This window comes from Nitratidesulfovibrio sp. D1, assembly GCF_051133415.1.
GTDB lineage: Bacteria > Desulfobacterota > Desulfovibrionia > Desulfovibrionales > Desulfovibrionaceae > Cupidesulfovibrio.
Genome location: NZ_JBPGNZ010000004.1, coordinates 175668 through 194403, shown reverse-complemented (window position 1 = coordinate 194403; position 18736 = coordinate 175668). Strand labels below are relative to the sequence as shown.

At 59.9% G+C, this 18736-nt stretch carries 16 protein-coding genes; 7 read left to right on the top strand and 9 right to left on the bottom strand.

Annotated elements, in window-relative coordinates; all coding sequences use genetic code 11:
- Positions 1-2: 2 nt before the first annotated feature.
- The 5 genes from ACR4XJ_RS08870 to ACR4XJ_RS08850 form a co-directional block, all read right to left on the bottom strand.
- The gene (locus ACR4XJ_RS08870; protein ID WP_434754893.1) at positions 3-770 is read right to left on the bottom strand and encodes a Fic family protein; all 768 of its coding nucleotides are present in this window, start codon (positions 768-770) and stop codon (positions 3-5) included.
- A 76-nt stretch (positions 771-846) separates the two neighbouring features.
- Positions 847-1872 (bottom strand): DUF3150 domain-containing protein, encoded by a 1026-nt coding sequence (locus tag ACR4XJ_RS08865; RefSeq protein WP_434754892.1) that lies wholly within the window; start codon positions 1870-1872, stop codon positions 847-849.
- A 45-nt stretch (positions 1873-1917) separates the two neighbouring features.
- A complete protein-coding gene (locus ACR4XJ_RS08860) occupies positions 1918-2205 on the bottom strand; it encodes a hypothetical protein (RefSeq protein ID WP_167127030.1) in 288 nt (95 codons plus the stop codon).
- Between the two features lie 75 nt (positions 2206-2280).
- Entirely contained in the window at positions 2281-2577 is a 297-nt protein-coding gene (locus ACR4XJ_RS08855; RefSeq protein ID WP_434754891.1) for a hypothetical protein, read from the bottom strand.
- Between the two features lie 104 nt (positions 2578-2681).
- Complete coding sequence (locus ACR4XJ_RS08850) at positions 2682-3659, bottom strand: AAA family ATPase (RefSeq protein ID WP_434754890.1); 978 nt, start codon at positions 3657-3659, stop codon at positions 2682-2684.
- A 66-nt stretch (positions 3660-3725) separates the two neighbouring features.
- On the opposite strand from ACR4XJ_RS08850, the gene ACR4XJ_RS08845 reads away from it, so the two are divergent.
- Both ACR4XJ_RS08845 and ACR4XJ_RS08840 read left to right on the top strand, forming a co-directional pair.
- Entirely contained in the window at positions 3726-3980 is a 255-nt protein-coding gene (locus ACR4XJ_RS08845; RefSeq protein WP_434754889.1) for a CopG family ribbon-helix-helix protein, read from the top strand.
- 37 nt (positions 3981-4017) lie between these two features.
- Positions 4018-4260, top strand: a complete 243-nt coding sequence (locus tag ACR4XJ_RS08840) for a CopG family ribbon-helix-helix protein (RefSeq protein WP_434754888.1) — start codon at positions 4018-4020, stop codon at positions 4258-4260.
- 55 nt (positions 4261-4315) lie between these two features.
- Here the strand turns inward: ACR4XJ_RS08840 and ACR4XJ_RS08835 are convergent, their stop codons facing one another.
- From ACR4XJ_RS08835 to ACR4XJ_RS08825, 3 genes are all read right to left on the bottom strand, one after another.
- The gene (locus tag ACR4XJ_RS08835) at positions 4316-4675 is read right to left on the bottom strand and encodes a hypothetical protein (protein ID WP_035065277.1); all 360 of its coding nucleotides are present in this window, start codon (positions 4673-4675) and stop codon (positions 4316-4318) included.
- Positions 4676-4677: 2 nt separating this feature from the next.
- Positions 4678-5934, bottom strand: coding sequence for a hypothetical protein (locus ACR4XJ_RS08830; protein WP_434754887.1), 1257 nt, complete (start codon positions 5932-5934; stop codon positions 4678-4680).
- A gap of 70 nt (positions 5935-6004) precedes the next feature.
- On the bottom strand, positions 6005-6718 hold the full coding sequence (locus tag ACR4XJ_RS08825; RefSeq protein ID WP_434754886.1) for an ERF family protein: 714 nt from the start codon (positions 6716-6718) through the stop codon (positions 6005-6007).
- Between the two features lie 518 nt (positions 6719-7236).
- Here ACR4XJ_RS08825 and ACR4XJ_RS08820 point away from each other — a divergent pair.
- The 4 genes from ACR4XJ_RS08820 to ACR4XJ_RS08805 are packed head-to-tail and all read left to right on the top strand — an operon-like array spanning position 7237 to position 15815.
- The gene (locus tag ACR4XJ_RS08820) at positions 7237-10287 is read left to right on the top strand and encodes a BPTD_3080 family restriction endonuclease (RefSeq protein WP_434754885.1); all 3051 of its coding nucleotides are present in this window, start codon (positions 7237-7239) and stop codon (positions 10285-10287) included.
- A 2-nt stretch (positions 10288-10289) separates the two neighbouring features.
- Positions 10290-13073 (top strand): site-specific DNA-methyltransferase, encoded by a 2784-nt coding sequence (locus tag ACR4XJ_RS08815; RefSeq protein WP_434754884.1) that lies wholly within the window; start codon positions 10290-10292, stop codon positions 13071-13073.
- Positions 13074-13086: 13 nt separating this feature from the next.
- Entirely contained in the window at positions 13087-13725 is a 639-nt protein-coding gene (locus ACR4XJ_RS08810; RefSeq protein WP_434754883.1) for a hypothetical protein, read from the top strand.
- An 8-nt stretch (positions 13726-13733) separates the two neighbouring features.
- Positions 13734-15815: a 3'-5' exonuclease gene (locus ACR4XJ_RS08805; RefSeq protein ID WP_434754882.1), complete on the top strand. Its 2082-nt coding sequence runs from the start codon at positions 13734-13736 to the stop codon at positions 15813-15815.
- 427 nt (positions 15816-16242) lie between these two features.
- On the opposite strand, the gene ACR4XJ_RS08800 is transcribed toward ACR4XJ_RS08805, so the two are convergent.
- Positions 16243-16839 carry a YagK/YfjJ domain-containing protein gene (locus tag ACR4XJ_RS08800; protein WP_434754881.1) on the bottom strand — a complete coding sequence of 199 codons (597 nt, stop codon included), beginning with the start codon at positions 16837-16839 and terminating at the stop codon, positions 16243-16245.
- A gap of 463 nt (positions 16840-17302) precedes the next feature.
- Between ACR4XJ_RS08800 and ACR4XJ_RS08795 the strand changes: the two genes are divergently transcribed.
- Positions 17303-18540 (top strand): IS3 family transposase gene (locus ACR4XJ_RS08795; RefSeq protein ID WP_434754880.1). Its coding sequence is split into 2 segments (ribosomal slippage): positions 17303-17648 and positions 17648-18540, totalling 1239 coding nucleotides; the frame shifts between segments, so codons are not numbered across the junction.
- The last annotated feature ends 196 nt before the right edge of the window (positions 18541-18736 follow it).

Here is an 18736-nt window from a genome sequence, read left to right as displayed (position 1 = left end):
GGTCAGGCGGCGGTGCCGAGCAGTCGCCAGTAAGGTTCGAAGCTGGCCGCCACCAGCGCGCCGATCTGCGCGAGGAAAGGGGCGTAGTCGCCGCGCACCCCGATGGCGTCGAGGTTCTCGTAGTACGCGGCCCGCTGTTCCACCGGTATGATCACCGTGGGGAACCCGGCCCGCATCAGTTCAAGGTTCATCAGCAGCCGGGCGGTGCGTCCGTTGCCGTCCGTGAACGGGTGGATCACCACGAAGTCGGCATGGACGCGCGCGGCCAGTTCCACGGGGTGCAGGCGTGCCGCCGCATCCGCGTACCAGCGAAAGAAGGCGTCCATGCGTTCCTGCACGTGCAGGGCATCGGGCGGGGTGTGCCCCGCGCCGGAGATGATGACATTGCGGGTCCGGTAGCGGCCCGCGTCATCGGCAATGCCCCGGAGTACGAGTTGGTGCAGGTCCTTCAGGGTGCGTTCGTCCAGCCCGCGTCCGTCTCGCACCACCTCTTCCAGAAAGCCAATGGCTTCCCGGTGGTTGATGGCTTCAAGATGCTCGCGCATGGACTTGCCGCCGATGGTCACCCCGTCTTCCAGCACCACCTTGGTCTCCATGAGGGTCAGCGTGTTCCCCTCGATGGCGTTGGAATGGAAGGTGTACCGAAGCACCATGTCCGCCCGCAGTTCAGCCACCATGTCGGGCGGCAGCGGACGATGCCGGTCGAGCCGCGCCTTGAGGGCGTCAAGTTGGGCGAAGTCGATGGGTGGTGTGGGCGATGGCGTTGTCATGGTGTGCTCACGGGTAACATGCAATCTCGTCAACAGTCTCGATAGGTAAACGGGTTGGCGTGGCCTGTCCAGCCACCTACCACAGCCCGCAATTGGGCAGGACGGGTTGCAGGCCGGGCATGACATCGCGGGGGATGCCGCCCTGCGCAAGGTCGTCCCCAAGGTCGGGCATGTCGTCTTCCCCACCTTCGGGTTCGTCTGTGGACGTTACCCGTCCATTTCCCGTGTCCCCATCCTGCCGCAACAAGGCATCCAGCAGGTCTGCCGGCCGATGCCCCTCCATGATCCGCTGTCCATGCTCCATGAGTGCGGACGGGTCGCGCAGCAGGGCCACCAGCCCCTGCAGCATGAGCAGATGCGCCCCCTGTATCCTGCCCCGCTTGGGCAGGTTGGCGAAGGCCGTGCCGATGAGGTCGGCCACCGGGGCTACCCTCGGTTCCACGAAGGTGAGCCCGGCCAGTTTCTGGTGGATGGTTCGCAGGGGAGACAGCGCCTTGTGGGTCACTTCGCTGCGGCCCGCATAGCACTTGTGCCAGGCCTCGGTGGCGGCCTTGGCCACCTCGTCGAACAGGGTCCGGCCAAGCCCGCGCACCTCTTCCGCAAGCCCCTGGGCCACCGGCTCCGCATCGCCTGGGGCAGGTGGCACGATGCGGTAGACCTGCCAGCGGAATCCCATGCGGCTGCGCACATAGTCCGCGCTGACGGTGGAATCGGCGATGATGCGTTCCCACTCGCCGTGCCGGGCTATCCAGTCCCGAACGGCGTCATCGTACCGGGTGAGGAAGGTATCCCTGGCTGCCAGGAATTCGTCCCGAATGCGGTCGAGTTCTTCCACAAGGACGGGGGCTTTTTCCTCCGGAATGCCCCAACCGCCAAGAAAGCGGACGCCGTGACGGTCGAGCAGGTTCACCGCGCGCGCCTTCAGCGTGCCGAAGATCTTCAGTTCCTCGGGGTCGCAGATGCGCTTGCTGCCGAGCGAGGCAAGTTCCTCCGGCGGTAGGTCCGCGCCGCCGAAGTCCGCCGGGGTCAGCTTGCGGCGGGCGGTCCAGATGTTCACGTCGAGGTTGATGGCCATGAGGCAGTTCAGGATGGTGTCGTTCATGTGCGTGCTCCATAAAAGCGGAACGCCCCTCGGGGGAGGGGCGTCCTAGATTCCGTTGAGGAAGTGGTAGTGGCCTTTTTCGATCTTCTCTGCGGCCCGTAGCCACATCTCTTGTACCGGGTCTTCGTCGAGGCACTGGCCCCACCCGATGGTGTGGACCGTGACCCGCGAGGGATGGGGTTCCTCGTCATCCCCGGTCCAGGTGCAGAGCTTGAGGAGGTAGAGTTCTGCTTCCGCCTTCCAGTGTTGGCGGACGCCGTTGGTGTGGATATCCCGGACGAGATGGATACTGCGGGTGAAGGGGAAGATGCGCATGGCGGATGTCGCTTTCATGAGTCCGTGCTCCTCGTGGTGCGGTATAGGGCAGAGTCGTTCCAGAATGCGGAATCGTCGGGAGGGAAATCGCGGTTATGGGAGGGGGCCGTATGACGAGACGAGCCGATAGCCTTCCTTGAGTTTTCCGAAGATGCGTGACCGCGCCTCGCGGATGGGGCTACCTCGGTTGCACCGGGTGATGGCCAGGGCGAGCCGTTGTCCTTGCGTATTGAGCTTGCCCCAGTGGAGGTCGATGCCGTGCTCTTGGATGGTGCAGGACCAGAACTTGCCGCCCGAAGGCGTGTCCTTTTCGAGGCGCAGCCAGGGAGACGAAGGGAGGGAGGCGAAGAAGGCGGGATCAAAAGACTGACGGGTGAGCAGGGAATCCATGAACTGGAGCACCAGGCCGGTATTGCCGGGGATTCGGGGAGACGCGGCATCCTTGCCGGGGGTGTCCGCAGCGGACGTGTTCGGCGCGGTAGCAGCGTCCCCGTTCACTCCCCCGTGGGAAACATGCGCTGGGCGATTTCGTGGAGGAGCGTCCGGGTTTCCCGTGTGGCCTTGAAGCCGAGCGTCCGGTCGAGGGCGTAGGCCACGGGCTGGATGCCCTGCCGGGCGAGCGGCTGGAACCGCTGGGTCAGGTCGGCCCAGCGGATCAGGGTGCGGGTGGAGAAGGTCACCTCGATGGAGGCGCCATGTGCCGTGCCCGATTCGCCCATGAACAGACGCCGGACCTCGTTGGCGTAGTCGATCATGGTGCGCCGCAGGGGTGCAGGGAGTTGCGGCGCTATGCGCTCCAGCAACCGTTCTTCCGCTGCGGGTTCGGGGTAGCCCATCTCGCACAGCCAGAACCGGTCGAGAAAGGCGAGGTTCTGGCGCAGGGTGCCCTGGTAGAGGCCCGTTTCGTCGGAACCGCCGTTGGTATTGGCCGTGGCCGCGAACCGGAACATGGGGTGCGGCATGACCAGTTCACCGCCATTCTCCGGGATGCATAGGGGCTGGCCGTCGAGGATGCCGTTGAGGCCCGTGGCCGTGGCGGGTTCCAGCAGGTCCAGTTCGTTGAGCAGGAAGAGCCCGCCATGCTTCATGGCCAGCGCCAGCGGTCCGTACCGGAATTCCATGGACCCCTGATGCACGGACAGGTGGCCCACGAGGTCGGGGAACTCCAGCCTGCCGTGCCCGGTGACCTCGAAGACAGGGTAGTTGAGCCGGGCGGCCAGTTGCCGGATGGCGCTGGACTTTCCGCTGCCAGTGGGGCCGAACACGTAGAGCGGATCGGATGCGGTCATCAGCCAGACCACGATGTCGCGTGTGGTCTCGTGGAAGATGTGGTCGGGATCGGCCTTGGGGGTATACGTCGAGGGCTGGCGGTAGCCCTTGATCATGCGGCCCGACGGGGTGCCGCTGAACACGGCGCCGGCGTCGAGATCGACGGGCTGCAACGCGTGCAGGCCCGAATCGGTATGGGGCATGGTGGTGCTCCTTGATGTTGTGTCGGTTTGGGATGTTGGCTATGCCGTCGGAATGGGGAGGTACGCATGGCCGATTGGGATACGCATCTCGACCCGGAAACGAAGGGACGACTGGAGGCTCTGGCGAGAGCCATGGGCAGGCCCGTGCCTGAACTCATGGCCGAAGCCGTTCGGCGGTATGTCCGGGACGAGGAGTGGGCTGTGGCCGACATCGCGGAAGGCGTTCGTCAGGCGGATGCCGGACTCTTCGCATCGAATGATGAGGTCCGGGAGTGCTTCGCGCAGTGGGGCGTGGACACGGAACCTGGAAAGAACCCATGAGGCAGCCTGGTCGGGCGTACCCACCCACGGAGTGATCATGCCGCATTCGACGAGCATCCGTTTCGACAAGGCCACCGTGGATCGGCTGGACGAGATCGCCGCAACCACTGGCAGTACGCGTGCAGCAGTCATTAAGGATGCCGTTGCGCAGTTTCTTGACCGCGATGCGCGGTTTTGCCGCACGGTGCAGCAAGGGCTGGATGCCGTGCGTGAAGGCCGCGTGGTGAGCCATGAAGATGCCAAGGCCCGGATGTGCGCCCTTGGCATCACCCTGGAATGATCCGGAAGCGGTGCGCCTGGGGCCGCGCTGACCGAGGGGGCTGCGCCGACGCCCCTTAGCCGAAGTCGATGGTTCGGAACAGGCGCGCATCGAAGGGATTGTCCCACCAGCCGCCGAGAATCTCGGCATCGTCAACGTCCTCGCCGATGCGCAGGAAGAGGTAGTCGTCAACGTCAAGTTCATCCATGACGTCGGTGATGAATCGTACCTCCTCGAAATCCGCGTACCATTTGACGCCTTCCCAGTAGTACAGCACGCCTTCCGAGTCCGGCGCGTCCTGCCTGAGGCCGTTTTGCAGGAACAGTTCGATATCGCCGGGGTTGGTGGCATGCTGCCTCGCCTCGTGCATCGCCGCATCAAGCCGTGCCCGCCCGTTGCCGGACAGGCACAGGGCGACTTCGCTGTAGTATCCCATGGTCATTCTCCTTTTCCGTTGATGGGGCTGATGAACAGCCGTTCATGAGGCTGGCCGGTCTTGCGGGCTCGGTCCAGGATGTCTGTTGCCGTTTGGGGATCACCGGTCAGGGCCTGCAGTTCCTTCTGCAGGGCCGCTTGGTCGATGGTCTGTCTGCCGGGCATGGCTGCCACCCGGAAGCGGTGCCTGCCCGCGGTTATCCAGTCCCGGGCCGGGGGGTCGCTTATCGCAACGATGCGCTGGAATGCGGTGCGGATGCGCCCTTCGATCGCTGCGATATCGCCCTCGATGGCGAGTTTGCGCTCCTTCAGGCTGGCGAGATGGTCGAGGTCCGCGGCATGGGCGGGTCCGAGGTCCACGGGCATGCCGTCAACCCGCATGGGCCGGAACTTGGGGCAGGCGGCATTGACGTCGCACCAGTCACACAGGGGGTGAAACCCCTGGCAGTATGGGAGGTCGTCAAGCGCCAACTGCCCCGCCTTGACGGCGTTGACGGCCTGCCACAGGTCGGCTGCAGTGTTGCAGCAGATGCCGAGCATGGTCCGGTTGGGCGTGTACGGCCCGAAGACCTTGGCATCGGCCATGGAGATGGAGAGCACCCAGCCTTCGATGGTCACGCCTTCCGGTGTGCTTGGCAGGTCGATGCCGAAGAGGAGCCGAGCCGCCTCCGGGAAGGTCTTGCGGGTGAAGACCGGCTGGCCGTCCTCGTCCCGAAGCGAACAGCACGGGCGATGCCAGGTGCTCTCCAGCAGGCCGATCTGCCCGTAGAGTTGCACCTCGTTGGAGGTGTAGAGGGTTTCGGGCAGGTGCCCGTTGCTTTTCAGCTCCAGCACCCGGATGACGGGTGTCGGAGCTTCGTGGATGAGGGTGATGTCCAGGTGGGCCTTGATGGGCACGCCGTGGAAGGAAGCGCTGATTTCCAGTTGCGGAATGAGTCGGTGGCCGCTTCTGGTGAGCGAGTCGGTAACCCCGGTTTCCTGCCAGTGGCCTCGATGCAGTGGGAGGTGGCGCTTCAGGATGGAACCGACATGCTGAGGCGGGATGATGTGGGGCTGCGTGCCCGGCGATGCCAACTTACAGGCAGCTGCCGAGCGCAGGCATTCCGTTGCGGCGCCGATGTCGGACATGCCGACGTAGGTGCTGCGGTCGCCCAGTTGGGTCTGCGTGGTGTGGATTTCTTGCGCGAGCAGGGATTCGGCGAGGAGGCAGAGAGGGTCCGGCAATGCCGGAGGCATGGGGGATTGCGAGGTGTCTGTCATGGGGGCTCCATCGAATGGGCGAGGCTCCCCCATGGCGGGGGAATCCCCGCCTTTGGCGTGGTGATGAGGATCAGGCGGTCTCGGCGTACCGCCACCAGACCTTGCGCTCGGCGTTCCATTTGAACCCGGCAGCCGAGAGCAGTTGCTTGCGGGCAGACGTGTTGCCCGACGCCAGAATGCAAAGACGGCCATCCTGGGCAGTGGCCGTCGAGTAGTTTACCCCATCCAGCCGTGGCAGTGACGCCAGGGCTGGATGTGCTGTTTTTGCGGGCTTGGGTTGAGGAGTCGTCGGTGGTTGGGGCGGTTGCTGCGCAGGTGCGGCAGCAGGCGCTTGAGACCGAGGCTGGCGAGGCGTTTTCTGCCGTGCGGGCCTGTCGCGTGATGCGGCCTCCCCGTCGTCATCGTCCTCCGTCACCATGCCGAGCATGGCCGAAAGCGCGTACCGGCGGGCGTAGGTCATGGCGCTGCCGTATCCCTGCGGGTCGGCCTTGGGCAGGGGCATGACCAGCAGCGACGACTGCCACTGGCCGGACTCCGCGTGCGTGAGCTTGGTGACTAGGCCGAGGTGTCCGGCTTCGGCTGGAACCGGGTACTGGGTCACCCAGATGCCGTTGGTCAGCAGGGCATCCCGACAGGAATCCATGACGGAGTTGAGGGTGGCGTAACGGGACTTGGCGAACGGGTTCTCACGGTCCTTGATGGCCGGTTGCAGGGTGTGTTGAACGGCAATGAGGGCCTTGGCGAGGTCGGTGACCTCGGGGGAGGTGTACTGAAGGCTGTCCATGGCGGCTCCTTGGAAAGAGGAAAGCCCTGATACACGGGGTATCAGGGCGGTTTTCGGGAATATCTCCCCAGTATCATGAATGTAATGTATATCTGAAAAGATGATGGGCGATGCGCCTTGCGGCATGGCGGGGCACCATGCCGACTGCCTGTCTAGTCGACGGTAAATGATCCTGAAAACATCGTCGGAACGTACCCTGAACTTCGTCCATGAATCGTTGGTGTATTCGTTCAGTTGGAAGTTCGTTTTGTCCTGGGAAAGGACCGGGGCGAGTGTCCCCTGACCGATGCAGCCAGTACGAGCAGAACCTACGCCTACAAGTCATGCATCGTCTGGTCTCCAAGGGCGCCGCCCCCCTGCTCCGCGCGTTGCTCCATAGTGCGACGCTTGGCCCCTCGCCCCACTTAACCGAGTGAATATACGATTGCATTTTTTCTTTCATCCTTTTAATCCTTTGCACAAACCGGTTGGACGAGTCTGCGTCTATATCTGTCTTCTCGGTGCAAAGGAGCTGCTTCATGCCCAACCCCTTTTTTGAACGCCCAATTCTCAATTCTCCCTATGAATACCCCTCCCGCCACTGGGAACTCGATGAGACTGGGCAGCCTACCCAACAGATTATCGAATCGCGGCGCAGGGTGTCGTTCATTACCCCCATTCCCAAGCCGAAGAAGCAGGGGGGGCAGAAGCAGTACTCATTGGGCATTGATGAAGGCAAAGGGCTGTCGACTGACGGGCAGCGCTACGATGCGACTTCGACCATCAATGAAATCCGGAATCAGGTTGATATATGGCGCAAACTTCCCAGCCCTAGTCAGTGGCAGGTCACTCCTACGACGGCCCGCTTGCTGCAACACTGGCGTTTTCATCAATTCAGCGGTATCCGCCCGTTCTTTTGTCAAGTGGAGGCTGCCGAAACAGCCATCTGGCTTACTGAGGTCGCACCGAACACTCCTTACGGAAAAAAGTTCGTAGAGCACCTCAAAAAAGCCAGCACCGCATCCAACCCCGATCTGCTGCGCCTTGCACTCAAGCTTGCCACCGGGGCAGGCAAGACAACGGTAATGGCCATGCTCATTGCTTGGCAGACGCTAAATGCCGTTCGTCATCCCGGCAGCAAAAAGTTTACGCGTGGTTTTCTTGTTGTTGCCCCAGGGCTGACCATCAAGGATCGCCTGCGAGTGCTGCAGCCGAATGATCCGGACAGCTACTACCAGAGTCGCGAGTTGGTGCCGCCTGATATGCTCTCTGATTTGAGCAAGGCAAAAATCGTCATCACAAACTACCACGCATTCAAGCTTCGCGAACGACTTGAAGTATCCAAAGGTGGGCGGGCCCTCTTGCAAGGGCGTGGCCCTGAATTGGCCACACTGGAAACTGAGGGTCAGATGATTCAGCGTGTCATGCCTGACCTCATGGGACTAAAGAACATCCTCGTCATCAACGACGAGGCGCACCATTGCTACCGGGAGAAACCGGGCGAACCGGAAGAAGCGCTGGATGCCGATGACAAGCAGGAAGCCGAACAGAACAAGGAGGCCGCTCGTCTCTGGATTTCCGGCTTGGAAATGGTGAATCGCAAGCTTGGAGTGGCTCGCGTCTTCGACCTGTCTGCTACTCCCTTCTTTCTGAAAGGCTCCGGCTACGCAGAGGGTACCTTGTTTCCGTGGACCGTAAGCGATTTTTCGCTGATGGATGCCATCGAATGCGGCATCGTCAAACTGCCACGTGTTCCTATCTCAGATAACATTCCCGGCGCGGACATGCCCATGTTCCGCAATCTCTGGTCACACATCCGAAAGAAGATGCCCAAAAAAGGGCGCGGCAAGGCCAAGGGGCTAGATCCGTTGAGCATTCCACCGGAGCTGCAGACGGCACTGGAGGCTCTCTACGGGCATTACAAGAAGACCTTCGAACTTTGGCAGGACGCCGGCATTGATGTGCCGCCGTGCTTCATCGTCGTGTGCAACAACACGGCCGCGTCAAAGCTTGTCTTCGACTACATCTCCGGTTTTTTTCGCGAGAATGAGGACGGCACCACCGAATTGGAAAACGGGCGTTTGCCCCTCTTCCGCAACTTTGACGACCACGGCAACCCGCTGGCCCGGCCTCACACCCTGCTTATTGATAGCGAGCAGCTTGAAGCGGGCGAGGCCCTTGATGACAACTTCCGCAAAATGGCCGCTGATGAAATCGAGCGATTCCGGCGCGAAATCATCGAGCGAACGGGCGACCCGCGACAGGCAGAGAATCTGTCAGACAACGACCTTTTGCGCGAGGTCATGAACACCGTGGGCAAGCCGGACAGGCTGGGCGGCTCTATCCGGTGCGTCGTCTCCGTGTCCATGTTGACGGAAGGCTGGGATGCGAACACCGTCACCCATGTGCTCGGCGTCCGCGCCTTCGGCACGCAGCTCTTGTGCGAACAGGTCATCGGCCGTGCCCTTCGGCGTCAGGCCTATGACCTGAACGACGAGGGGCTCTTCAATGTGGAATACGCCGACGTGCTCGGCATCCCCTTCGATTTTACGGCGCAGTCCGTGCCGGTGAAGCCGCTTAAGCCTCGTGTGACCATCCACGTGAAGGCCATGAGCCCGGAGCGCGACCACCTTGAAATCCGCTTCCCCAACGTCGCCGGGTACCGCGTGGAACTGCCGGAAGAGCGGCTCACCGCGAAATTCAACGCAGACTCCGTGCTCAAGTTGACGCCGGAACAGGTCGGTGCAACCAGCACGCGAACGCAAGGCATCATTGGCGAGGGAGTGGACCTTAATCTTGTCCACACTGGCGACTTGCGCCGCTCGACGCTTCTGTTCCACCTTACCCAGCGCCTGCTGTACACCAAATGGCGCGACCCGAACACGGAGCCAAAGCTTCACCTCTTCGGCCAACTTAAGCGTATCGCCAAGGAATGGCTCGACACCTGCCTTGTGTGCGAGGGTGGCACCTTCCCGGCACAACTCATGTATCAATCTTTGGCCGACATCGCCTGCGAACGAATCACCAACGCCATCACAAGTGCGCACAGTGAAACGTGTCCGGTCAAGGCCGTACTTGATCCCTACAACCCCACTGGCAGCACGCGGCATGTCGCCTTCAATACGACCAAGACGCTTCGGTGGCAGACGAGTCCGAACCTCTGCCATATCAATTGGGCTATCCTCGACAGCGATTGGGAGGCCGAGTTCTGCCGCGTAGTGGAAGAACACCCCCGTGTGCGCGCCTACGTAAAGAACCACAACCTCGGCTTCGAGGTGCCCTATCGCTTCGGCTCGGAGACGCGCCGCTACCTGCCGGACTTCATCGTGAAAGTGGATGACGGGCGCGAAGACCTGCTCAACCTGGTGGTTGAGGTGAAGGGCTACAGGGGTGAGGACGCCAAAGACAAGAAGGCGACCATGGATACGTACTGGGTGCCGGGCGTGAGCAACCTTGGCACCTATGGCCGCTGGGCATTCACGGAACTGACGCAGGTGCTGCGCATGGAGCCTGACTTCGCGGACAAGGTCCGTTCCTCGGTCAACAGCATGATTACAGCAATCGCCGCCCCCGGCGCGGGAGAGAAATAACCATGGCCAAGCCCTCTACCCCCAAGACAGTTGAAGCCATCACACATGGTGACGCTAGTCGAAAGAACATTCCTACGGCCGAATACCAGTCCATCATGACCGAACGTGACAAGGCGCCGGTGCAGGTGCGCTACGAGCGCAACCGCGACCTCGACCCTCAACTCATGTGGCGAGGGAAAGACGAACAGGATTGGTCGGACCTCGTGGTGAATGCACCGCCGCTGTATATTCAGGAAAAGGTGCACCCCAAGGTGCTCATTGACGACTTGATGCGTCGAACGAAGGAAGAGAAAAAGTCCAAACAGGCACAGTATGACCTTTTTTCCGACTTCAATGGTCTGCCGACCGAGGATGCCAAGACTGAATTCTACCAGCACGACGCCAACTGGACCAACCGCATGATTCTGGGCGATTCGCTTCAGGTCATGGCGAGCCTTGCCGAACGCGAAGGGCTTCGCGGCAAGGTCCAGTGCATCTATCTTGACCCACCTTACGGGATTAAGTTTAACTCAAATTTTCAGTGGTCCACCACAAGTACGAAGGTGACTGATGGGAAGACAGACCAAATCACACGTGAACCAGAGCAAGTAAAAGCATTTCGTGACACGTGGCGCGATGGGATTCATACATACCTAGGTTATTTGAGAGATAGACTTACATGTGCTCGTGACCTTCTGTGTGAAAGTGGCTCAATTTTTGTGCAAATTGGTGAAGAGAATATGCATCGAGTTCGGTCATTGCTCGATGAGATATTCGGAGATTCAAATTGTTGCTCCGTTATAGCCTTTGAAACTACTACCGGACAAACATCACGATACCTAGCGCAGAATAATGACTTTTTGCTATGGTATGCAAAGAATCAGAGTATTGTTAAGTTTCGTGCAATGTACAGGCAAAAGATTGCCGGGCAAGATGGTGGAACAGGGTATAGATATGTGAGAAATATTGATTTGAGTGAATCTCAATATGATGGAAGTTTATGTGATGGTTCAAGAATATTTATGAAAGGTGATGCAACATCACAGCGTCAAGGTAGACCTTCTGGTGAAGGGTCGGCTATGCACTTTGACGTATATTGTTGTGGGAAAAAATTTGCTCCTAGAGGTGGCAGAGGCTGGTCAACAACAGATTTAGGGATGAAAAGACTTGATAAAGCAGACAGAATTATGCCCAACGGTATCAATCTTGCCTATCGGCGTTACATAGATGATTCTCCGGTACTTCCGATGACGTCGTCATGGCGTGACACCGGAAGCGGCTTTATGTCTGACAAGATGTATGTCGTCCAAACAAATAGTAAAGTCATTGAGCGTTGCATTCAAATGACTACAGACCCCGGCGACCTTGTGCTCGACCCCACCTGCGGCTCCGGCACCACGGCCTACGTTGCCGAGCAGTGGGGCAGGCGCTGGATAACCATAGACACTTCCCGCGTGGCGCTGGCGCTGGCCCGCGCACGCATCATGGGCGCGCGGTATTCGTACTACCTGCTGGCCGACAGCAAGGACGGCCAGCTCAAGGAAGCGGAGATTACCAACAGTGCGCCCTCCAGCAAGCCGACGTATGGCGACATCCGCCACGGCTTCGTTTACGAGCGGGTGCCTCACATCACGCTGAAGTCCATCGCCAACAACGCCGAGATTGATGTCATCTGGGAGAAGTATCAGGAGCGCCTTGAGCCGCTCCGGGCCGAGCTGAACAAGACGCTCGGCAAGAGCTGGGAGGAATGGGAAATCCCCCGCGAGGCCGACGAAAAGTGGGCACCGGGAGCGAAGGATGCCCACAAGCGCTGGTGGCAACTGCGCATCGCCCGGCAGAAGGAGATTGACGCGTCCATCGCCGCCAAGGCCGACTTCGAGTACCTCTACGACAAGCCCTACGAGGACAAGAAGAAGGTCCGCGTGGCCGGTCCGTTCACCGTGGAGAGCCTTTCCCCGCACCGCGTGCTGGCCGTGGACGAGAATGACGACCTCATCGATCCGACGAAGCAGGGGCAGGCGGCAGGTGGCGAGCAGGACTTCGTGCAGATGATTCTGGAGAACCTGAAGACCGCCGGGGTCCAGCAGTCGCGCAAGGACGATAAAATTACGTTCACCTCGCTTGTGCCGTGGCCGGGCGACAGGGTCTGTGCCGAAGGGCGCTACGCGGAGGGCGGCGGGCAGGGGCCGGAGAAACGTGCCGCCGTCTTCATCGGGCCGGAGTTCGGCACCGTTTCCCGCCCCGACCTGGTGGAAGCCGCGCGCGAGGCCGGAGAGGCGGGCTTTGACGTGCTCATTGCATGCGCCTTCAATTACGACGCGCATTCCACGGAATTCTCGAAGCTTGGACGCATCCCCGTACTCAAGGCGCGGATAAACGCAGACCTGCACATGTCCGACGAGCTCAAGAACACCGGCAAGGGCAACCTCTTCGTTATCTTCGGCGAGCCGGACATCGACATCATTCCGACCAAGGACGGGCAGATTCAGGTGAAGGTGAAGGGCGTTGATGTCTTCCACCCGAATTCGGGCGAAGTGCGAAGCGACGGCCCGGATGGAATCGCCTGCTGGTTCATCGACACGGACTATAATGAAGAGAGTTTCTTCGTCCGGCACGCCTACTTTCTTGGCGCAAACGATCCCTACAAGGCTCTGAAGACCACCCTCAAGGCGGAAATCAACGCGGATGCGTGGGAGACGCTCAATAGCGACACGTCTAGGCCTTTCGACAAGCCCAAAAACGGTCGCATTGCGGTGAAGGTCATCAACCACCTCGGCGACGAGGTCATGAAGGTGTTCCGAGTGTAGGGCAGGAGGCGACATGGCAGGCGAGGTTTCACTGGCGACGGAGCAGATTGTAGATGCGGTCAGGGAAGGAGTGCTGCAGAGCGCCGCTGTCCCGAGCGTTACGGATACGATTAGTGCTGTTTGTTCTTTTGGCCTGCTGCTCTTTACCGCGGTGTTGGCATGGTTTACTGCGCAACTCGTGCTGGAAGCCAGAAAGACACGGAAGTTTCAGGCGGAGCCGAACGTTGTCGTCTCGGCAGTGCATGATCTGCATCGGCCGAGCATCATTCAGCTTGTGATCAGAAACATAGGGAATGGACTGGCTCAAAATGTCAGATTCGAAACGTCCCGCCCGCTAATGGTCATGTACGGGCTTGATGAAGAAAACCCAGATCCCCCGCGCCCTGTCGACAAGGGGCCGTTCGTTACCGGCATCCCTTCTCTTGGGCCGGGTGATTGCCGCATAATGAACTGGGGACAGCCTGGGGCCTTGAAAAGTGTGCTAGGTGAAGGGGCTATTGCCATAACCAGTCTGTACGAATTTGAAGGCAAGCCAATGCCGCCTACGGTTTGCCATGTTGATGTCGCATCCTTTCTCGGGACAGTTGCGCACGAGAGCATAGAGCTCAGAGCTGTCAAAGCTCTCGAATCCATCGCCAAGAAGACAACGTAGAGGGCCTGATGGAATTTCGCATAGCCGACACCTTCACCGACAGCCTTCGCCGCTTGACCGGCGACGAGCAGAAAGCGGTGAAGACCACCGCCTTCGACCTTCAGCTCAACCCGGCCAACCCCGGCATGAGCTTCCACAAGCTGACCCGTGCGCGCGACAAGAATTTCTGGTCGGTGCGGGTAAATGCGGATGTGCGGATAATCGTCCACCGGACGCAGGCCAGCCTTCTTCTCTGCTACGTCGACCACCACGAGCAGGCTTACCGCTGGGCCGAGGTGCGCAAGCTTGAAACGCATCCGAAGACGGGCGCGGCGCAGTTGGTTGAACTGCGGCAAGTTGTGCAGGATGTTGATGGTTCTGGCTGGAAGGAGCCCTCTGCTGTCACTCCGGCTAGCCCCCTGCTTTTTGCCAGGATCACCGACGAAGATCTGCTCGGTTACGGTGTGCCGATGGAGTGGCTGGGGGCTGTCCGTCAGGCCACCGAGGACACGCTTCTGGATCTTGCCGATCACTTGCCCGCAGAGGCTGCTGAAGCCCTGCTTGCTCTGGCCACGGGCGTACAGCCGAAGATGGCCGCCGCAACGGAGATCGGCAGGTACGCACCGTTCGACCACCCGGACGCCCAGCGGCGTTTCCGCGTGGTGGCAAATGTCGAAGAACTGGAGCGGGCCCTCGACTACCCTTGGGAAAAATGGACTGTCTTTCTGCACCCGGCACAGCGGCAGACCGTGGAGCGTGACTTCTCCGGCCCCGCCCGTGTCTCCGGCTCCGCTGGCACCGGCAAGACCATCGTCGCGCTGCACCGGGCCGTAAATCTAGCCCGGAAGAATCCGGATGCCCGGGTGCTGCTAGCGACCTTTTCTGAGCTCCTTGCGAACGCCCTGCGAAACAAGCTCAAGGTGCTTGCGGGAAATGAACCTCGGCTCGGGGAGCGCATTGACGTCCATGCCATGGATGCCCTTGGCGAGCGACTCAACCGGCTGTGGCTCGGGCGGCTTCGCGTTGCGGATGCGGAGACTGTCTCGGCGTTGATCAGGGGGGCTGCCTCGACAAACACGGGCATTCGCCAAAGCGAGCAGTTCATGTTGTCGGAGTGGGATGAAGTCGTGGATGCCTGGCAACTGAAAACATGGGAAGAGTACCGAGACGTCCCCCGGCTTGGCAGAAAAACGCGTCTGCCGGAAAAGATGCGCAAAGCGCTTTGGGACGTGTTCAGCTACGTTTCTGCCGGTCTCGCCGAGCAAAACCAAGTGACGCGGGCCGGGCTGTTTACGCGCCTGGCCGGGCATGTGGCCAGCCTCAAGGCTCCGCCATTCGACTATGTGGTGGTTGACGAGGCACAGGACGTCAGCGTGCCCCAGCTGCGGTTTCTCGCGGCGCTGGGCGCAGGCAGGACCAATGGGTTGTTCTTTGCCGGTGACCTTGGCCAGCGGATCTTTCAGTTGCCGTTTTCGTGGAAGTCGCTGGGGGTTGAGGTGCGGGGGCGCTGCCAAACCTTGCGCGTCAACTACAGGACATCGCACCAGATTCGCGAGCAGGCGGACAGATTGCTCGGCCCCACGGTAGCCGATGTGGATGGCAATACGGACGACCGGCGGGGGACAACTTCCGTCTTCAACGGGCCGGAGCCGACGATTCTGGTTGCGCCTTCCCCGGATGAAGAGATTGCAGCTGTCGCCCGGTGGTTGACGGCACGGATCGGCGAGGGGCTTTCGGCATCCGAGCTGGGCGTTTTCGTGCGTTCCGAAAAGGAATTGGGGCGTGCCGCCGGTGCAATGCAGTTGGCGGGGATTCCTTTCCGGGTGCTGGACACCCGGCTGGACACGGCGCCGGGCGAGGCGGCAGTCTGCACCATGCACCTTGCGAAAGGGCTGGAGTTTCGTGCCGTGGCCGTGATGGCGTGTGATGACGAGGTGGTGCCCCTGCAGGAACGTATAGAGTCTGTCGCGGACAATGCGGATCTTGAAGAGGTTTACGAAACCGAGCGGCATCTGCTGTATGTGGCCTGCACCCGGGCGCGCGACAACCTGATGGTGAGCTGTGTTGCGCCGGGATCAGAGTTTCTGGATGATTTGAAAAGACAGGAATAGCGCGTCGACGTTCTTCTTGCGCGTTTGCCTGACGGATAATGCCCACCCCGTAGAACACAGGTTGGCCATTCTGTTTTCTGGAGAGGTGGCAATGGATGCCGAGGGGCGCTCCTGTCTGTCCATGATCCTGACACATAACTGTGGACACTGATTTAAACCAGTTTCCTAGGTGAACAGGCTCACTTGGGATGTCGAGGAAAAAGCTGGCTACTTCCTAAGAGAAACCGCTGAAACTGCCGTGTTCGGCTCCATTGACGCGCTGAGGCAGGTCTACCTCCGCACCACCACGCTGTGCCCGCTAGATTAATCAATCAGGCCTGCGGGCTTGGCTGTTGACGCGCAGCCGTGCTTAGCCAGCTGTGTTGAAGCGAGATATTCCCGCCTGGATGCAGGAGCCCGAAACCGGCTAACGGTCAGCTTCCGGACATTATTTTGCCCCTCTCTTTGAGGTTCTGGTGCCCCCGCAGGTCCATGCCCCTTTTGGGCGGATGTCCTTGCTGTAGGCTTTCGCCAAGTACGAAGCCTGCTGCTCGCACTTGGCTCGTTGGGCAGCCTCGTCGGGTGATCCCCGCCTGATCATTATGCCGTTTTCCTGCCTGTTCCCGTTCCTGTCCCTATCGCAGCGGTGAACAAGTCCGGCCGGATCGACGCCCAATGCCCTGCCCCAAAGGCTGCTCGCTTTTTCTAAAATCGAGTGAGGGTTGTCCAAGGCATTGCCATTGACGAGCATCAGGGCGTGGTAGTGTGGGTGCTCGCTTTCGCTCTGCTCCCTCACCCAGATGAGTTTGGGATCGGGATTGTGGCTCCCGGCAAACCTTTTGCGCGTAAGGTTGCGTTTGAGGTTGTAGCTGAAGTCTTGGATGTGTGTGCTGTTAGGCGTAACGTATCCGTTTTCGGGATAGTGCAAATCTAGCCTGACCTGCATGACCTTGCTGTGATCAACAAGTGATTGCTCAAGCGCACTGTGATACTTATCCATGATGCCGTTGATGATCTCATATTTTTTGCAACTACTGTAGTCCATATGCTTGTCTCCTGTGTTGGTTCGTTAGTTCTTGTTCATTGTTTTGTTTTGATTAGTGCGTGTGTTTATGTCTTGTAGTATTGCTTTGTAGTGTTTTTTATTATTCATACTCTCGTTATGTGTATGGATATTTATAGTCTTAATCTGTATTACCATTTACCTAGTTCGAGCATGATGGGCAGTGATCGATCTGCGGGGCTGTTTTGGGTGGGGTTCGTGCTAATAGTGGTGGTGTATATTGGCGGAAAAATTGTCATAATATATGTGGTGTGGTCGTTTGGCGAATTGAGTTGTTGGTAGCGTGGGAATGCAGGTGCTATGCGGTCCTCGCAGTGCAGGGGATGTGGTGTCGTCGTGGGAGGCTGGGGTGGTGGTGCGGTTGCGCAGTTCCGTCAGCTAGCTACTGGAGTAGCCCCCATTTGGGCCGGACACCCCGCCAACGATAGGAGATAGGTCTAGCCCTATGTCCAGACCTAGTGCTAACGGGGGAGCAGTGGTGGAAGTGTTGACCACAGCCCAGCGTCGACGTTGGACGGTGGCGGAGAAGGTTCAACTGGTCCAGGAGTCGTTGCAGCCGGGGATGAACGTCTCGTACGTCGCCCGCAGAAACGGCCTTTCTCCCAGCCAATTGTTTCGCTGGAGGAAGCTCATGAGCGACGGAGGCAAGACCGCTGTCCAAGCGGATGACCAGGTGGTCGGAGCCGGAGAAGTTCGGGCGCTCAAGAAGCGTATACGCGATCTGGAGCGGATGCTGGGCAAGAAGACCATGGAGGTCGAAATCCTTCAGGAGGCGTTGGAGATTGCGCGCGAAAAAAAACTGATCTCGCGCACTCCGTTGCCCTGGGAGGACGGTTCCCGATGAAGCGTGTCGCCGAGGCGCTGACGGTCTCGCGCTCCAGGCTGGCCGAAAGAGTGAAAGACCCAGTTCGGGAGCGTCCGCCCCGCTACTCCAAGGCTGAGGACGAGGTGCTGTTGCCCCTGATTCGGGACATCATCGACCATCGGCTGACCTACGGCTACCGCCGGGTCTGCGCGGTGCTGAATCGTCGCCTGGTCCAGGATGGTCATGCGCGCGTCAACCACAAGCGCGTGTATCGGATCATGCGCCTTCATGGCCTGCTTTTGGCCAGGCACAAGGGCTACCGGCCAGACCGCAGCCACGACGGCAAGGTCATCACCCTCAAAAGCAATCTTCGCTGGTGTTCAGACGGGTTTGAAATTCATTGCGACAGTGGCGAGGTGGTGAGGGTAGTCTTCGCCCTTGATTGCTGCGACCGCGAGGCCATGGGGGCCATTGCGACCACGGCGGGCATCAGTGGGCAGATGGTGCAGGACTTGATGCTGGAGTGCGTAGAGAAGCGGTTTGGGGTCGTGAAGGCCCCGCAGCCCGTCGAATGGCTCTCGGACAACGGCTCTTGCTACACGGCCAGGGAAACGGTGGCGTTCGCGACACTGTTAGGCCTGCTTCCGCGCTTCACGCCGGTGGGCAGCCCGGAAAGCAACGGCATGGCCGAGGCCTTTGTGAACACCTTCAAGCGGGATTACGTGCATGTTCACGCCCGTCCTGATGTGGCAACGGTTCTGGCCCAGCTTCCCGGCTGGTTCGAGGACTACAACGAGAGGCACCCTCACAAGGGCTTGCGGATGAAATCCCCCAGGGAATTTATCCGCGCATCAGCAGCCGCAGGGTGTCCGGTTTAGCAGGGGCAACTCCAGCTACGATGTTCAAAAGTGCAGTTGCTGGGTGAGTAGGACTTCCGCGCTGTGTGTGGTGAGGCTCGCTAGGCGTAGTGATTGGGCTAGCAGTCATGCCATGTTTTCTCCCCATGAGTAGGGCGTAAATAAGGGCGGAAAGTTGCCGATCTGCCAGGGGGTGAGTTTGCTTTTAAGTTCTTAC

Bases quoted from the DNA above. Each gene is read 5' to 3' on its own strand.
- ACR4XJ_RS08870 (WP_434754893.1), bottom strand. From the start codon at position 770: ATGACAACGCCATCGCCCACACCACCCATCGACTTCGCCCAACTTGAC.
- ACR4XJ_RS08865 (WP_434754892.1), bottom strand. From the start codon at position 1,872: ATGAACGACACCATCCTGAACTGCCTCATGGCCATCAACCTCGACGTG.
- ACR4XJ_RS08860 (WP_167127030.1), bottom strand. From the start codon at position 2,205: ATGAAAGCGACATCCGCCATGCGCATCTTCCCCTTCACCCGCAGTATC.
- ACR4XJ_RS08855 (WP_434754891.1), bottom strand. From the start codon at position 2,577: ATGGATTCCCTGCTCACCCGTCAGTCTTTTGATCCCGCCTTCTTCGCC.
- ACR4XJ_RS08850 (WP_434754890.1), bottom strand. From the start codon at position 3,659: ATGCCCCATACCGATTCGGGCCTGCACGCGTTGCAGCCCGTCGATCTC.
- ACR4XJ_RS08845 (WP_434754889.1), top strand. From the start codon at position 3,726: ATGGCCGATTGGGATACGCATCTCGACCCGGAAACGAAGGGACGACTG.
- ACR4XJ_RS08840 (WP_434754888.1), top strand. From the start codon at position 4,018: ATGCCGCATTCGACGAGCATCCGTTTCGACAAGGCCACCGTGGATCGG.
- ACR4XJ_RS08835 (WP_035065277.1), bottom strand. From the start codon at position 4,675: ATGGGATACTACAGCGAAGTCGCCCTGTGCCTGTCCGGCAACGGGCGG.
- ACR4XJ_RS08830 (WP_434754887.1), bottom strand. From the start codon at position 5,934: ATGACAGACACCTCGCAATCCCCCATGCCTCCGGCATTGCCGGACCCT.
- ACR4XJ_RS08825 (WP_434754886.1), bottom strand. From the start codon at position 6,718: ATGGACAGCCTTCAGTACACCTCCCCCGAGGTCACCGACCTCGCCAAG.
- ACR4XJ_RS08820 (WP_434754885.1), top strand. From the start codon at position 7,237: ATGCCCAACCCCTTTTTTGAACGCCCAATTCTCAATTCTCCCTATGAA.
- ACR4XJ_RS08815 (WP_434754884.1), top strand. From the start codon at position 10,290: ATGGCCAAGCCCTCTACCCCCAAGACAGTTGAAGCCATCACACATGGT.
- ACR4XJ_RS08810 (WP_434754883.1), top strand. From the start codon at position 13,087: ATGGCAGGCGAGGTTTCACTGGCGACGGAGCAGATTGTAGATGCGGTC.
- ACR4XJ_RS08805 (WP_434754882.1), top strand. From the start codon at position 13,734: ATGGAATTTCGCATAGCCGACACCTTCACCGACAGCCTTCGCCGCTTG.
- ACR4XJ_RS08800 (WP_434754881.1), bottom strand. From the start codon at position 16,839: ATGGACTACAGTAGTTGCAAAAAATATGAGATCATCAACGGCATCATG.